The sequence below is a fragment of the Dysosmobacter acutus genome (genome assembly GCF_018919205.1).
GTDB classification, from domain to species: domain Bacteria; phylum Bacillota; class Clostridia; order Oscillospirales; family Oscillospiraceae; genus Oscillibacter; species Oscillibacter acutus.
The window spans coordinates 1,591,096-1,606,096 of the sequence record NZ_JAHLQN010000001.1; the positions used below are offsets into that span (position 1 = coordinate 1,591,096).

At 55.3% G+C, this 15,001-nt stretch carries 13 protein-coding genes; all 13 read right to left on the reverse strand.

The features are described from left to right. Nucleotide 1: 1 nt before the first annotated feature. Nucleotides 2–5,176: a SpaA isopeptide-forming pilin-related protein gene (locus KQI82_RS07710; RefSeq protein WP_216632238.1), complete on the reverse strand. Its 5,175-nt coding sequence runs from the start codon at nucleotides 5,174–5,176 to the stop codon at nucleotides 2–4. A gap of 85 nt (nucleotides 5,177–5,261) precedes the next feature. Next, nucleotides 5,262–6,080, reverse strand: a complete 819-nt coding sequence (locus tag KQI82_RS07715; RefSeq protein ID WP_216632239.1) for a copper amine oxidase N-terminal domain-containing protein — start codon at nucleotides 6,078–6,080, stop codon at nucleotides 5,262–5,264. Between the two features lie 63 nt (nucleotides 6,081–6,143). Further along, the gene (locus KQI82_RS07720) at nucleotides 6,144–6,926 is read right to left on the reverse strand and encodes a class D sortase (protein WP_216632240.1); all 783 of its coding nucleotides are present in this window, start codon (nucleotides 6,924–6,926) and stop codon (nucleotides 6,144–6,146) included. Further along, nucleotides 6,923–7,861, reverse strand: a complete 939-nt coding sequence (locus KQI82_RS07725; RefSeq protein ID WP_216632241.1) for a hypothetical protein — start codon at nucleotides 7,859–7,861, stop codon at nucleotides 6,923–6,925. The genes KQI82_RS07720 and KQI82_RS07725 overlap by 4 nt, the downstream gene beginning before the upstream one ends. A 16-nt stretch (nucleotides 7,862–7,877) precedes the next feature. After that, nucleotides 7,878–8,759 (reverse strand): hypothetical protein, encoded by an 882-nt coding sequence (locus KQI82_RS07730; RefSeq protein WP_216632242.1) that lies wholly within the window; start codon nucleotides 8,757–8,759, stop codon nucleotides 7,878–7,880. 26 nt (nucleotides 8,760–8,785) lie between these two features. Next, entirely contained in the window at nucleotides 8,786–9,397 is a 612-nt protein-coding gene (locus tag KQI82_RS07735) for a PcfB family protein (RefSeq protein WP_216632243.1), read from the reverse strand. Further along, on the reverse strand, nucleotides 9,381–10,721 hold the full coding sequence (locus KQI82_RS07740; RefSeq protein ID WP_216632244.1) for a relaxase/mobilization nuclease domain-containing protein: 1,341 nt from the start codon (nucleotides 10,719–10,721) through the stop codon (nucleotides 9,381–9,383). Before KQI82_RS07740 ends, KQI82_RS07735 begins: the two co-directional genes overlap by 17 nt. 1 nt (nucleotide 10,722) lies before the next feature. Further along, a complete protein-coding gene (locus KQI82_RS07745) occupies nucleotides 10,723–11,028 on the reverse strand; it encodes a plasmid mobilization protein (RefSeq protein WP_420908122.1) in 306 nt (101 codons plus the stop codon). Nucleotides 11,029–11,168: 140 nt separating this feature from the next. Next, a complete protein-coding gene (locus KQI82_RS07750) occupies nucleotides 11,169–12,134 on the reverse strand; it encodes a DUF3991 and TOPRIM domain-containing protein (RefSeq protein ID WP_241426660.1) in 966 nt (321 codons plus the stop codon). Nucleotides 12,135–12,186: 52 nt separating this feature from the next. Then, complete coding sequence (locus tag KQI82_RS07755) at nucleotides 12,187–13,326, reverse strand: Fic family protein (RefSeq protein WP_216632246.1); 1,140 nt, start codon at nucleotides 13,324–13,326, stop codon at nucleotides 12,187–12,189. Between the two features lie 125 nt (nucleotides 13,327–13,451). Further along, the gene (locus KQI82_RS07760; RefSeq protein ID WP_277602909.1) at nucleotides 13,452–14,216 is read right to left on the reverse strand and encodes a DUF3848 domain-containing protein; all 765 of its coding nucleotides are present in this window, start codon (nucleotides 14,214–14,216) and stop codon (nucleotides 13,452–13,454) included. Nucleotides 14,217–14,226: 10 nt separating this feature from the next. Next, nucleotides 14,227–14,544 (reverse strand): hypothetical protein, encoded by a 318-nt coding sequence (locus KQI82_RS07765; protein WP_154250983.1) that lies wholly within the window; start codon nucleotides 14,542–14,544, stop codon nucleotides 14,227–14,229. A gap of 25 nt (nucleotides 14,545–14,569) precedes the next feature. Further along, nucleotides 14,570–14,977, reverse strand: coding sequence for a hypothetical protein (locus KQI82_RS07770; RefSeq protein ID WP_216632248.1), 408 nt, complete (start codon nucleotides 14,975–14,977; stop codon nucleotides 14,570–14,572). Nucleotides 14,978–15,001: the final 24 nt, after the last annotated feature.

The following is a 15,001-nucleotide window of genomic DNA, read 5'->3' on the forward strand; positions in this document are numbered from 1 at the left end:
CTTAGTACCCCGTCTTGGGCAGCTTCACCGTTGTTTTGGTGTAAACAGTGGTGAGCCAGCGGGATACTGCCTGAATCCACTGCCCATTGTAAAGACCGCCCACATCCGCCACATTCACAATGCCGGAGTTGTTGGCAAGACCGCTGCGGGCGGTGGCGTAGATGTACGGCGTTTCCACCTGCGCGAAGCCCGCCTTTACATTTCCAAACACAAACATGACTTCGGTAACACGCTCGTTGGCGGCAAGGCCAAGAACGGCAGGGCGGGCATCCAGCACATAGACCTTGCTGGTACTCAGATTATCCGCCAGAGTGCGATAATCGTGGGACAGGTTGGTCTTATAGACCACCTTGTAGGAAAGCGGCTGGTTGTAGCTGCCTGTGACGATCTTATTCAGCGCCACCTGCGCGGGAAGCTGGTCGCGCCAATAGAAGGAGTCGAGGGCGACGTTGGAGCTGTTCTTGATCTGTGAGAACACGTAGCGAATCGGCTGACCGGGAACAGCCTGCACGGGGCCGGTTTTCTTGATGGATACGCCGGTGGAAACGCTGGTATTCTGCACTTCAAAGGTGACGATCTGTCCGTTGAATTCCAGATAGGCGGTCATCACCGTGGGGTTAATGGAGTAATTGGCAGGCGCTTTGATCTCACGGACGGTATAGCGGGACAGGGGCAGCGTCTTGGAAACAGCACGTCCGTTGCGGTCGGACTTGATGGTGTCCACCACATTGCCCGCCTTGTCGTAGATCTCAAACACTGCGCCCTCCAGCAGCGTCCCGGCGCTCAGGCCGTTGGTGGCGTTATCGTCTGCGGATTTCTTAATGATCTGGATCTGGCCGCACTCTGCGCTATTCGTCCACTCAATCTCCGTGGTGGAGCCGTAGCGGACATAGATGGTTTTCAGCTCCGGGTCAAGCACATAGCCGTCTGCCGCCTTGATCTCACGCAGATAGTAGCGGCCATCCTCCAGCCCTTCATCGGCATAGAGATAGCCGTCCTGATCGGTCACATACTCCCCGATGGGGTTGTGACTGCTGTCGTACAGCAGGAACACCGCACCATAGATGCCCTTGCCGGTGGCTTTGTCCACTTTGTGGAGCAAAATGCGGGAGGATTTGTGGTTGGTGATCTCCAGCGTGGCCGTCTGGCCGTCCTTGGCCTCAATGCGATGGGGCGTGGTATCCAGCAGGTAGCCAGACGCAGCCTTCAGCTCCGTCACGGTGTACCAGCCGCGCTCCAGTTCAGGAAGCTGAATGACGCCGTTACGATCTGTGGTGTAGCTGCCGATGACTTCTCCGTTCATCTTACGCACCTCAAACTGAACGCCGGAGATGCGCTTGCCGCTGTCCTCATCGCTCTTGATAACGATAAGGCCGCCAATGGGTTCGTTGGTAAAGGTAAGCGTCTGCGTGTCGTTGGCATTGACCACCACGGTCTGCGGGGTGCTGTCCAGCACATAGCCGGGGATCGTTGCGGTTTCCGTCACCACATAGGTATCGGGAGCCAGCCCAGAGAGAATGATTTTTCCGTTCTCGTCGGTGTAATAGAGTCCGTTGGAGCTGATCTGTCCCTCAGCGTCCGCGACAAACTGGCCGGAGGAAGTGGTAACGGTAAAAGTCACGCCTTTCAGTGCCTTGCCGGTCACAGCGTCCTTCTTTACAATGATGAGCGAGCCTTTCGGCGCGTTGCGGAACTCCAGCGTCACGGTCTGGCCCGCCTTGATGGTGGCCGTCTGCGGTGTGTCATCCAGCACATAGCCGTTCTTGGCGCGGGTCTCTTTCACCACCAGCGTCGTGCCGGGGTTGATATTGCTGATCGTGAAGCTGCCCGCGCTATCCGTCACATATTTGCCGTTGGCGTCGCCCACCACCGTTCCGTCCGCAGTCGTCACCAAGAACTCCACATCGGAGAGCGGCGCGTGTGTCGCGCTGTCGATCTTCTTGACGAGCAGGCTGCCCTTGGGAGAATTGCCGAAATAGAGCTGCACCACATCCTGCTGCTTGCCGCTGATGTACGCCGTCTGCGGTGCGGTGTCGATCACATGATTGCTGTCACTGGCAAGCTCTTCGACGATATAAGTGCCTTCCTTCAGCCCCGTCACGGTGAAGCTGCCATTGGCGGAAGTCTTGTAGGTGCCGATGACCGTACCGCCCGTCCCGCTGGTGCCGCCGAGGTACTTCACTTGGAATACAGCGTTGCTCACCGCTTCGCCGGTGACAGAATCATACTTCCACACCACCAGCGCGGAAAGGGGAACATTTTCAAAGGTCAGCACTTTGCCGGTGCCGGACTTGATATAGACCTCCTGCGTGGCCTCCTTGATGGCGTACCCCGTGGGCGGCTCCTGCTCCGTTACCTTGTACCAGCCGTCCCGCAGACCGGTCAACTGGAACTGGCCGGTTTCATCGGTATAGTAAGTGCCGAGGTCGTTGATCTCGCCGGAAGATGTGCTATTGCTGGCATAAGTAACATGGAATTTCGCACCCTGCAAGGGATCGCCGGTCACACTGTCCACCTTTTTAACGGTCAGTGCGGGCTTCTGATGGTTTTCAAAATACACGGTGTGGTCGCGGTTAGGGTAGAGGGTGGCAAGCTGAGAGGGCGCATCCAGCAGATAGGGGGACGGCACAGATTTTTCTGTGATTTCATACACACCGGGCAGCAGATTTTTCAGCTCTGCCTTGCCCTCGCCGTCTGTCTTGATCTGATCGACGCTGTGGCCGTCTGCGGCGCGGACTTCAAACACGGTATCTGCGATGGGCTCACCGGTGTCGGCATCGTGCTTGTAGACAGTCAGGTTGGGACGCTTCTGGTTTTCAATGGTCAGGGTGCTGGTTCGGCCTGCGAACAGTTCCATGTGATACTCCCGCAGGTCGAGGATATGCGAGGAATCCGTGGCGGTTTCCTTGACGGAGTACACGCCGGGTTCCAAATCAGCAATCAGAATTTCGCCCTGTTCATTGGTGGTGCGGTCGAGATAATGCGTCCCGTCCTCGATCTTGGCAATACGGAAATGAACATTTTTCAGGCGGCTCCCGTCCGAGCTGGTCTTAATGATCTGCAACGAGGGCTTGATGGTGTTGGTGAAAACAAACTGTGCGTCCTCGTTGGGGTCCAACTGAATGATGCGCTGGGCCTGGTCGATGATATAGCCCTCACAGGATTTTTCCGTCACCACATACGCGCCGGTGGGCAGCTTGGAAAGGTCAATTTCGCCGTTCTGGTCGGTGGTAAATTCCTTGGGGCCGTAATCACCAGCCACGGACTTAATTTCAAAAACTGCGTTGGGAATGACCTTGCTGGGGTCGGTGCTGTCCACTTTGATAAGCCGCATACCGGGCTTCACATCATTGAAGAACAGCAGTTCCTTGATGCCGTCGCCGGCAGACAGCTCCACCTCCTGCGGCGTGGTGTCGAGGATGTGGCCATCGCTGCCGGTGTCCACCTCCACGGCGCGGTAGGTGCCGGGAGCAGCATCGGTCAGGAGGATCTCGCCAAACTCGTCCGTGCGGAATTTGCCGAGAGAAACGCTGTCTCGGAAAATTTCAAAGGTGACATTGGCCATCGCCACCATGTTCTTGCGGTCATACTTGATGATCCGCAGACCGGGCAGCTCCTTGTTCACGAGAGAAAAGGTCGTGGTTTCGCCGGTGGCTACGGAAGCCGTATAGGTGGCATCGTCCTTCAGCCAGCCGGAGGGCGCGGTGATCTCCTTGATCTCGTAAGCACCGGGCTTGATGTTGTCAAAGATGGCATAGCCCGCAAAATTGGTTTCGGCGGTGTAGGTCACGCCGCTCTCGATGTGCTTGATCTGCACCATGGCACCGGGCAGGTGCGCCCCGGTGTCGGACAGCTTCTCGATGCGAAGCGTTCCGTAAGGCTCGTTCCAGCAGGTCAGCTCCGCCACCTTGCCATACTCAACCTTGATATTCTGTGCGGGCGTATCACTGAGTAGGTGATCCAAAGGCGCTACACGCTCATACACGGTGTAGTTGCCCGCCAGCGTCAGGGGGATGGTCACGGTGCCGTCCGAGCCGGTGGCGAAGGTGCCGACGGTGGCTCCATCAGGATCGACCACCTCAAAAATAGCGCCGCTGAGAGGAGTATCCGTACCCTTTTCCAGCTTGATGAGCTTCAGGCCGGTGTCAGGCGCTTCGGGCTTTTCCCCATCGCTGAAATTGCTGTATGCGGACAGGCGCATGGTGACGGTAGGATCGGTGTCGCACATATAATTTTGCAGCTTACCGTACTTGTTCTGCTCTGCGCACACAGCGTAAAACACAGCATACTTATAAACATCGGTGGTAAAAGATAGCTGGACGCTGCCGGTCTTGCCCACCACCGCAGCGGCAGGGTACAGCACCTTGAATTTACCGCCATAGCCATCCCCGGTGCCGGAGGTGGTGATGGTGGTAATATCCTTGTTGTTCATGTCCACAATACGCGCTCCTGCGGGGACGGAGGCGGGATCAGAGAACGCCACGCGGATGGCGTAATTACATACCCATGTGTCGGAATGGACGGTGAACACCTGCTGCTTGTACTGCTGCCCGTCCACCGTGACGGCATAGGCGGTGTCCCGGTCAGCCGTTGCAGTGACGCGGGGCGAGTAGATCTTGTTCCACGCCGTGCCACGCACATAGATGTCCTTGGCTGCGGCGAGAATGGCCTGCGCCCGCTGAAGCTCTTTTCCGGTGAGATTGGGATTGACCTTCAGGTTGTTGATATTCCAGTTGGGGAGCAGGTAGCACCACAGCGCCATCTTGGTCGCATAGTAGGCGTGGTACTTGTTCTCCAGCTTCAGCTCCGAAAGGCCGCGGGTAGGGTATCCGCTGGCGATGATACCCATGACCTTCGGATCGCTGCCCTTTTCCTTGGCGATGTATTTAATGCTCTCGCCGGGGCCTACCGTCTGCGGGACGCCGTAAATATTCGGATTGACGCAGTAGGCAGGAATTTCTTTCGTCCTGCCGTTGGCATCCACATGGTTGAAATAGGTGTAGATCAGCTCACGGATTCGCCCGTTGATGGAGAGGTAGGAGAGTCTCTGCTCTCCGTTGTAAATATTGACTTCGCCCAGGGCGTCCTCCTCGCTGCTGGCGGCAAGGGCCGTGACGGGGAGCATCCCCAGCACCATTACCAGCGCAAGGAGCATGGAAACCAATCGTTTTTTCATGTGCATTTTCTCCTTTTATTGATTTTGGGAAATAGAGAAGGCGGTATGCTTTCGCATACCGCCCGCGCGTTGAGATATGAAGTTGTCAGCTCACATAGATGCTGTACTCAGTGTATTGAAACACGCCGTTTTTGTAGACATTCCATGCCTCCAGAGAGTAAGTCCCCGGAGGGCAGGAATTGAATAGCTCTGTGATCTGCTCCGAGCGCCACGGCCAAAAGCTCTGCGGTGTGACATCTGCGGGAATGGTCAGGTTGATCTTCACCTTATCATTCCCGCTGGGGAATTTCACCGGCTGGCCGTTCTGCCATGTTTCGGGGTTTTCCCCGATGGCATTATACAAGGTATAGAGCATCCGGCGCGTTTCGTAGAGATTGCGCTGGAACAGGTAGTCCTGCCCGCCGCTGGTAAAGTGGCGCGCTTCTGCCTGCGGCATTTCCGGCTGGGGCAGTTTGCTCCAGTCACAGGTGGCGGCAGGCAGTTCTCCCAGCGGTGCGCTGGAAAAAGCGTTTTTATCCCAGCGGGATACATCTTTAATAGTGTAGTCCGTACCATCGTCGCAGCGGATCACATCACCCACCTTGGGAACATACCGAGAACCGTCTGTGGGGGCTGCGGCAGTCTGCTGGGGTGCGGTTCCGGTGTAGGGCTTTCCGCTTTCCACCTGCACACAGCCGTTGTCGCTGTCCCAATAAACATTGAAACAGACCTGTTCGCCAATGTCCCGCAGCTTCACATAGTTGTTGCCGTTGATGACATAGGCTTCCATCTGGACCTCCTGCCCGTCTACAAAAATGCGGTGATTGCTGCGCTCCGCCATGATCCCGGCAGCAAAGGCCGTGGTAGTGACTCCAGCCAACAGCAGGCAGGTAAGAAAACCGGCTGCAAAACTTCCTCGCTTCATTGTCTGTACCTCCTATGTTTTGATAGATACAGCATAACGCGGCTCATTTTTGTTGTCAAAAAATCAACTGGCCTTTGCCTGCACGCACCAGCGGTAATCCGGCTGATTCTTCACGCAGGTAACAAGGGTGATGATATTCTCTGTGCTGTCGTTTAGGACGCTGGTATCGTCCACGCCGATCTTACTGACAGAGTACACCTCATAGCTGCGTGTGCCGAGCTGGGTGGTCAGCTTGATGGTGTCGCCAATGTCAAGGGTGTGAATTTTGCCAAAGTGATTGTTGACGCCCCGATTATGGCCCGCAATCGCCACATTGCCTTCCCAGATGGAGGTGCTGGCAAAATGGCCCGCGCCCTTGCGAAGCGCGTCCGCATCCGTCCCCTGATACACCTTGACGGACAGGCCGAGGGTAGGGATTTTCAGTGTACCGAGGTAGCCGCCGCTGTAATAGAGGTCTTTCGTGACTGTTGTGTACTTGGTCTGCGTGTAGGAACCAGTGTTCCCGCTGGTACTGCCGGAGGTGGAGGGCGGCAGGACGGTCACACCGCCTGTGCCGCTGACCGCTCCCGTGGCCGAACCGCTCACAAGGTTTGGCGTCAGCAGTTCCCCAGCGTTCAGGGTGTAGGAGGTGGGAGAGCCGAAGGCAGGCGGGATATAGGCGGCGTTTTTGCTGCGGTCGGTATTCGAAGGCTTATCCATCGTGACATAAATGGTATCGTCCGAGGTGGGGCGTCCGAACAGCCCTGCGTCCGGACCGTCAAAGTGATACTCCAATGCCGATGCAGGCATGGAAAAAGCCGCCAGCATACAGCAGGCGGCCAGCAGAGTGGTCAGATATTTTTTCATGCGGCGTACCCTCTTTTCTTATTGATGTAGTGGCGATAGCCCTTATAACCGGCATAGCCGCAGCCGCCCAGTGCCGCCGCTCCCACGGGGATCAGCAGCCACAGCCAGTTAAAGCTACTGCTGTCCGTTGCTGCTTCATTACCGACGCTGGAAAAGACTGCGGTGTAGACCACTGTATCACAGCTTGTGCGGGTGATGTCACCTTTATAGTCTGCCGTGACGGTGTAGCCGGTGGCGTATTTGCTGGTGGCGGTGCCGGTGTAGCTTGCCACAGCGGTATAGCGAATGGGAATGTCATAGCCGTCCGTGGGATCGACCGCCGCCTCCTGCCAGCTCACATCGGCAAGAGTCAGGGTGCGGCCATTTTCGTTCACAGACTTGGGGACAAGGGACACATCCGCGTCAGAGAGGTTGGGATAGGTGCGCTCCGCCGTCACCGTGCGGCTGCTGGTCCCGTAGCCCGCTGCCTCCACCTGAATGGTAGTATGGTCAAGGGACAGGACGCCCTCATAGCCGTCCTCGGTCTTGACCTCCAGCTTCGGCTCCAGCATTTTCAGGATTTCCGCCATATCCTTGGTCTTGCTCTCCAGCGTGACCACCTCGATATGCTCCCGCGTGTCCGTTTCTGTCTGGTCGTTTTTCAGCAAATCAAGGAGCGTATAGGTGCGGCCCTCACGCTCAAAGTCAGCGGTGGGGATCGTGGTGGGATCGTCCTTTGCGGTCAGGTAGTAGACCTTTTCTAATCGGTACACACCGTTTTCCTCGCTGGCTCTGACCTCGGCGGGATAGGCGGAAATGCCGGGGAGCGTATCTGCGGCAGAGATCATCGTAGATACCGTATCAGCTTCTGTCATTGGCTCTGCGGCCAGCGCCGCGATGCTCATGCTGCACAGCATCAGCGCCGTGCAGAGAGCAAATGCAAGTTTCTTTTTCACATTATACCTCTCTTTCTTAACGAACGGGCCGATTCTGCTCCGGCTGCTTGCGCTCCTGCGGAGAGATCTCACGCTGAATATCATTTTGCAGCTTGCGGAAATACTTTTGCAGGCTGTCTACCACGCCGCGCCGATCCTGCACCTCCATGCCGTCGAATACCTGCCCCACGCGGCTCACATCGGGCTGCGGGGTCTCCACGCCGAAATTGCGGCAGAGCATATAGCTGACGCTCTCGGCGTCCATGGCGCAGTCCTCGCGGGTATAGTAGGGATAGCGCCCGTGGTCATGGATGCCGGCGTGGACGATCTCGCGGGAGAGCGCCGCGAAGATCTTGCTGTCGATCAGGCGGCTGGATACCGTAATGCTCTGCGTTTTAGGATCATAAACGGCGTCCTGATACATGGTGCTGCTGGTGACCACGGGAACGGGGGAGCTGTCCAGCAGTCGGCGCAGGGCGGCGTCCATTTCCGGCGTATTGTCTTTCAGGCTCAGCGCCGGAACACCGGCCTTGCCGTGGGTCTGGGAAATATCGAACACGCGCCCGATCTTATAGCCGTGATACTCCCGCCCGTCCTTCACATAGGTATCCGACACGCGGATCTTCATGCCGTTCTCGTCGCGGTTAACACTGCGCCCCAGCCGGTTCCACACCTCCAGACTGTTGATGTAGGTGATCTCCGGGTTCTGCGCCATCGCCAGCATCACATTGGATGCGCTGTATCGCGGGTTGATGGCCTGCGTGTCCAGATAATGCAGATATGCGCCGGGTTCACTGGTGACATGCATGACCGCATCGTCGGATAGCTGTCCCAATTCCTCGCGCTCCGCTGTTTTCTTTGCCTTCCAGTCCTCGTCCCTCTGCTGCTTCTGCTGGATCAAATCGTCTAACTTTGCCATGTTCGTTTCTCCTTCTCAAAATCAATTTATTCCCGCGTAGGCATAGCCTTTTGAATGGCTTCCCGCACGGTGTCCTTGGTGGGAGCTGTGCCATCCCGTTCTGCCGCGGCTTGCAGCGCCATCAGACGGCTGCGGACGGAGGGGCGGGCGTCAGCCTTCTCCGTAGCCGGTTCCGTAGACGCTCTCGCACCAGTCCCGCGCTCCTTGGAGCTGCTCTCGGACGGAGCGCGGGCGTTCTCTTTTTTTGCGGCAGTATCCTCCTTCACCGGGGCGGGATAGCCCATGCGTTCAAAAATGCGGTTGATTTGTTTGGCGTCCTTGGCTTTTGCCATAATTTCTACCGTCCCGGTCTTTTCCACCTTATTAACGATGGGGTAAAACAGGACGCCATAGCGTTTGGCTTCCATCTGAAAGCCCTTCAAGTCCTCCTGCTTGACGGAAAAGATCGTCAGCTCCTCGCCGTCGTGGATCAGGCGCTTGAGGTTGGTTTTACCGGCGAGCTTCTGATTGTCGTTGGCAAGGGCAATCAGAAGGGCGGCAAGGTTTTTCGCCCCCAGCCCTGCCAGCTTGAGGGCACTCTCGGTGATCTGGATACCCTCACGCACCATCAGGTCAGCGGTTTCACCGTTGGTACTCATGCTCGTGTTCCTCCTTGTTCTTTAGATTTTCCTGCCGTTCAGCCTGCGCCTGCTGGCACTGCTGGGATACCCTCGGAATGTCCGATTGTATCCTGTGGCACAGCCGCAGCTCCCCGCGCTTTTCCCACAGGATGGCAGTCTGCTGTTGGATCTCCGCGCTGTACTTGGCTTGTGCTTCTTCATCACTGGTATTCCTCCTTTCCTGATAAAGTGGTTTTCTCTGTTCCTCCAGCAAGCGGATGTCCCACTCCAGCAAACGGATACGTTGCTCCAGCTCCGTTTCGGTAGTGATCCCGCTTGATAAAAGGTATTTGAATTGCTGCTCATACCGCTCCAGATGAATGACCTCCCGCTTGACGGAGAAGGGCAGCTTGGGCGGTAGCTTTTTCCGTCTGCCCCCACGCAGCAGGTAGAGATAGCGGAGATAGAGGGCGTGAAAGCCGGTAATTTTCTTTTTTCGGACGGTGGACAGCTTACCCTTTATTCGGTAACGCTTGACGGCATGGGTGACGGTCGGCGGGGTCATGCCGCCGTGCCGCTGGCGGGAGAGCCGCAGCAGAATATCCGCTTCGGTGTAGCCCTCGCCCAAACTGTCCAGGCGGATCGCCCGCTTTGCGCCGGGGGGCTTGACCGTTGTGTATTTCCGATTGGGGCCGCGCCGCACCTCATAGCCGTTTTTCCGCAGAAGCATGAGAAAGGAATCGTAGGTATAGGCTTGCCGGATGATGGCATCAATATCGGCGCGGATGACGCCGCGCACGGTGGACTTGCCGCCCTGCTCCGCCTTCCACTCAGCGTAATGCTTGCCCTTGCCCTGCGGGGTGATGACGGTTAAATCATTCTCCCGGCATAGCGCGTCCGAAGTGCCGCGCACATCGTTGTAATAGCTTTCCGGACTGGAATGATACTTGTGGCCGTCCGTGCGGGAGACAGAATTGACCACGATGTGATTATGGGGATGGGCCTTGTCCAAATGGGTCCCGATGACGGCTTCAAAATCCTCGCCGAATAATCGCCGCGCAAACTCGCACCCGATCTCATGGGCCTGCTCCGGCGTCACCTCGCCAGGAGCAAAGGATTGGATGAAGTGGTAGCCGAGAACGCCGCCCGTCTTTTTGTATTTCTTTTTCGTTTTCTGCATGGCAGCAAAGGCGGTTTCGGCAGACCGGCAGTTCAGCGTGGTCACAAAGCGCACGGTATCGGTTTTCTCCGGGTCAGCGGTGTAGACGATCCGCTCGTCCAGCTCGGTCTTTTCCCCATTGACGGCATACTTTACGCGGTCGTCCAGCCTTGCGCGGATGGCGAATACCTTGGTGTATGCCATGTCACAGCCGTTCCGCGATGTTCCAGATCGTTTCCTGCGCCGCCGTGATCGCGGCGATGTCCTCACCGCTGGCAAAGCCGCGGGCGTTGACTGTGCGGGCGATCTGATTGATGTTGTTGCCGATGGCGGCAAGCTGGCGGCGAATTTCAGCGTATTCGTTGGGTGGCCTTGGCCGCATTTTTTCACCGGCGATCAATGCCCGAAGATAGACCTCCGTAGGGAAACCGGAAATTGCCACCTGCTCCTTTAGGTGCCGGTGTTCCGTTTCGTTCAATCGGAGAAGAATAGAGATAGATCGTTTTCTGATAACAGATTCCTCCTTGAAATAGGGTGGGGTCTTAGGGGGCTTGCTCCCCTAACAAGCGCATTTGGATAGCCAAATGCTATGCTTGCGACTGCAAAGCAGCCGCAGGCCGCTTGCAGTCCTAAACCAGCCGAAAAACAAAATCAGCGCGCCTCACCGCCACGGGTCTTTACCCTGCCGCTGATTCCTTTCACCATCTGGAGCTGGTCGTTGTAGTCCTTTCCGCGCCGTGGTGGGTTGTCGATGACTTCGTAGCCAGCTAACGCTTGCTTAATTGCTGCCGACGCCGCCCGCCCCGGTTCATCGTTGTCCAGGCACAGCACGATCCGTTTCACGCCAGGATTGTCCTTTAGGTATTGCTCCAGTGCCGCGGGGAATCGGATCGAGCCATCCTTCCGCGGCTGATAGATGCCGGAGAGGGACAGCGTATTGGCGGCGCGCCAATCCTGCCCCCGCAGCTTCAGTAGCGTTAGGTACGAAAGGGCGTCGATGGCGGATTCAAACACGCAGAGGGTTTTGCCACCGGCGCGGAGGGGAACGGCAAAGGAAAACCGCTTATCACTGCCGGGGACTTCACCGGCAAAGGTGGTATCCGAAAGAGTTCCGCGCAGCGCACCATAGGCAGGCTTTCCATGTTCATAACCCACGAATACGCAGTTGTGACGCTCGGCATCCTCGTAAAGCTGCCCGTGCTTGATGCAGTGGTTGATGATCTCCGCGTCAACGCCCCGGCTCCGCAGATATGCAAAAACACGCCGGGTGTCGGCGTGTTTGGGTGGCAGGGTAAATTCAGTTTTCAGAAGCGGTGCAGTACGCATTGGCGTGGGCGGCACACGGGGCAATTCTCCAAGGATGCGCTGAACGGCATCCAGAAAGGAAAGTCCCTCCACGCGGGTCAAATAGTCCAGCGCATTCGTGCCGCCGATGTTCCGCGACCACCAGCACCATTTTCCGTTGGAGATTTTCAGTGAATCATGTGTGCGGGTGGCATAGGTATCTCCGCCGATATGCACCAGCTCCTCCGGATCAAAGCGGTGCAGGTAGGTCAGCAGGTCCATCTCGCGGGCGGCGGCGATCTGGTCTTTTGATAGATAGGGCACAGTGTTCATCTTCTGGAGACATGAAAAAAGCGCAAGCATTTCTGCCTGCGCTTTAGACTTATTAAGTTCCATTTCTGAGTATTTCAAGATATGCTTCATAAGAAAACACACGATTTCGTGCTGCATTTGTCGTTTCACGCAGGATACCCAACTCCACAAGCGTCTTTACCGCGGTAGAAGTCGTGTTATAGCTGATTTTAAGAGTCTCTGATGTGTGCTTAATATCAATGATAGGATGCTTTTCAAGGTAATCGAACAGCATACGCAGATTATCCTTTTTCCGCTTTGGCTTTGGCAACAAAGCGATATTCTTTTCATGCAGTTTTGAGAGCTTTTCTATAGATTCCACGGCATCTGAGGCTGCGGAATCTACTGCCTCCAAGAAGAATTTTACCCATTGCTCGTAGTTCCCGCTTCTGCGTACCTCGCTGATTCGGTCATAGTATTCCACCTGATTCTTTTTCAGAAAGTAGGACACATAGATAACTGGTTCCTTCAGTAATCCCTGTTCCATCAGATAAAGCAAAATCAGCAATCTGCCGATTCGTCCATTGCCATCCAAAAACGGGTGAATCGTTTCAAATTGATAGTGGATCAAGGCAGCCCGTACCAGAGGATCATAGTCCTGATTTTCGTTGATATACTTTTCCAGATCCGACATAGCAGTCACCATATCTTCCGGATTTGGCGGAATATATCGCGCATCCTTCAAGCCGCAACCGGCAGGGCCAATCCAGTTCTGTGAGCGTCGAAATTCTCCGGGGTTCTTTTCCTGCCCACGGACGCCTTCCAACAAAATAGCATGAGCTTCACGGAAAAGACGGTTACAAATAGGAAGTTCATGAAGCCTTGTAAGGGCATATTGAGCTGCCTTTACATAGTTCACGACATCTGCTGTATCCAAGTTTGCGTTGGTATCAAGCTCAGGGTCAAGGATGTCGTCCAAGGTACATTGTGTTCCTTCCATCTGCGAGGACATGAGCGCCTCTTTGCGGACATACATAGATATAAACAGCTCGGCGTTTGGAATCAATTGGGCAGAAACATCCAACTGCTTCAAACTGCGGCTTGCCTTGACCAGAATTTGAAGCAAATCCTCATCGAATTCAAGTCCCGGAACTGGTGGAAGTGGATTAGGACAAAATGACTGATATGAAGTATCTCCCGGCATATTATTGACAAATTTACCTGCCCGGTTCATCTGTTCATGCGCCTCCTTTTGAAAGAAGTTGAAATATACTCTCTACTATACCTGCTTTATTTCAAAAAGACAATCACTTTTTGAAATAAAGTCATTTGTTCCTTTGCCTTATTTCAAAAACGATTTTACCTCTCCGGCGCGTCCTTTTTCACCGCCTTTCGCTCCACGCTGCGCTCCGGCTTAGCCAGTTCTTCCATTGCCGCATTGATCACGCAGGAGTGATTGTCCACCGCGTAAACGTCTGTGTGCCCGCCCATCTGCTTTTGGAGCGCCGCAAAGCGGCCTGCGGCCTGACGCGCCGGTGGGTAGAATCGCTCATCTCCCGTGCGCTGCCGCATGGTGCAGGCCAGTACGAACATACAGCGGCCCTTGCCGTAGGTGTTTGTCCACTCCTTCAAAAAAGCAGACAGCTTTCCATCGTTGTAGGCGTTGGTTGCGTCCTTCTCAAAGGCTCCCGCACAGGTCAGCGTCCGATCCCTGCTGGCCATCCACTCAAAGACCTCTCCGCGAACCACGGCCTCAGAACGGGTATTAGGATATATGGGCTGTGCGGGATCTCGATATTCTTCTTCGACTCTTTTCCGCAGAATATCATCCGCACAGCACGCAATGCTGTCACGAAAGGCATCCATCTCATCCGTATCGCGGGAGAGCCAGTCCGTATAAAGCTGTGACAGGGGATGCTCAAACTCAGTCAGCACCGCAAGCTGCCGTTCGGAGAGGCTTGTTTCATCCTCAAAAAGCATCAGCAGATTATCACGGCAAGCGATCTCGTAGGCGTGAGAAATGATCTCATCAGGCGACTGCGTTTTCATCTCTGCAAGAAACGCCTCGTTTTCCTGCGACATTTTTTCGTATAATTTGGTTTCCAATTCGTCTTTTGTAGGCATGATGTTCTCCTTATAACTCAATAATACGGAAATCGCTCTCTTTTTCCATGATCTCGCTGCTCAATAATATCAATGGCATATCCGAGGCTGCCAGCCGTCTCAGCTTGCTAATGGAAAGCGGAGTTGGTGCTTCAAACAGGGCCACAATGCAGGCCCACAGGTCAACAACATGACAAAGGCAAACGATACGTTCCGAAGAAAAGGACTCTGCTGCTTCGGGCAGCATCGTGCGTAATTCTTTCATGAGGCTTTCCTGCTCTTTTAGCATCTGCTGATGTATCTGGCGTTCTAACCGTTCTTTTTCCTGCTTTCTTTCTAACCGTTTCATTGTAAACGATCCTCCATTTCAAAAATTATCTCGCCAGCCCCGCCCGCATCCGGTGGGCGTAATTGGCGACGCTGTATCGTTTCATATAGGCGTTTTCGCTTGGAGCCGGACTGTCAAAGTCCAGCCCCTCCATGCGGGGATCATCGGTGCCGTCCAGTACCTCCTCCACCGGAATGACGCGGAGCCTGCCGGAGCATTTCAGCTCTCCGCCGAATACCCCAGCGGCACAGTGAAAGCCGCGGTCACCGCACACCCAAAGCAGCTTCTTCCCGGCAGGAATATCGCCAAAGGGCTGCTTCAAAACAATAACGGAATGTGGTTCCGCACCGGCTACCTCATAGTAGCCGGACTGCTCCGCCTTTTCGTATGCCTGGATCAATTTCTTGAATTTGTGCTGCGGCTCGATATAGAACCAGCTTTCCTGATAACCCATAATTTCCTCCAATTTCTATTGGTT

Excerpts from the sequence above, each read along its gene's own strand:
- KQI82_RS07755 (WP_216632246.1), bottom strand. The coding sequence starts at position 13,326 with ATGAACCGGGCAGGTAAATTTGTCAATAATATGCCGGGAGATACTTCA.
- KQI82_RS07740 (WP_216632244.1), bottom strand. The coding sequence starts at position 10,721 with ATGGCATACACCAAGGTATTCGCCATCCGCGCAAGGCTGGACGACCGC.
- KQI82_RS07765 (WP_154250983.1), bottom strand. The coding sequence starts at position 14,544 with ATGAAACGGTTAGAAAGAAAGCAGGAAAAAGAACGGTTAGAACGCCAG.
- KQI82_RS07715 (WP_216632239.1), bottom strand. The coding sequence starts at position 6,080 with ATGAAGCGAGGAAGTTTTGCAGCCGGTTTTCTTACCTGCCTGCTGTTG.
- KQI82_RS07730 (WP_216632242.1), bottom strand. The coding sequence starts at position 8,759 with ATGGCAAAGTTAGACGATTTGATCCAGCAGAAGCAGCAGAGGGACGAG.
- KQI82_RS07710 (WP_216632238.1), bottom strand. The coding sequence starts at position 5,176 with ATGAAAAAACGATTGGTTTCCATGCTCCTTGCGCTGGTAATGGTGCTG.
- KQI82_RS07720 (WP_216632240.1), bottom strand. The coding sequence starts at position 6,926 with ATGAAAAAATATCTGACCACTCTGCTGGCCGCCTGCTGTATGCTGGCG.
- KQI82_RS07735 (WP_216632243.1), bottom strand. The coding sequence starts at position 9,397 with ATGAGTACCAACGGTGAAACCGCTGACCTGATGGTGCGTGAGGGTATC.
- KQI82_RS07770 (WP_216632248.1), bottom strand. The coding sequence starts at position 14,977 with ATGGGTTATCAGGAAAGCTGGTTCTATATCGAGCCGCAGCACAAATTC.
- KQI82_RS07760 (WP_277602909.1), bottom strand. The coding sequence starts at position 14,216 with ATGCCTACAAAAGACGAATTGGAAACCAAATTATACGAAAAAATGTCG.
- KQI82_RS07750 (WP_241426660.1), bottom strand. The coding sequence starts at position 12,134 with ATGAACACTGTGCCCTATCTATCAAAAGACCAGATCGCCGCCGCCCGC.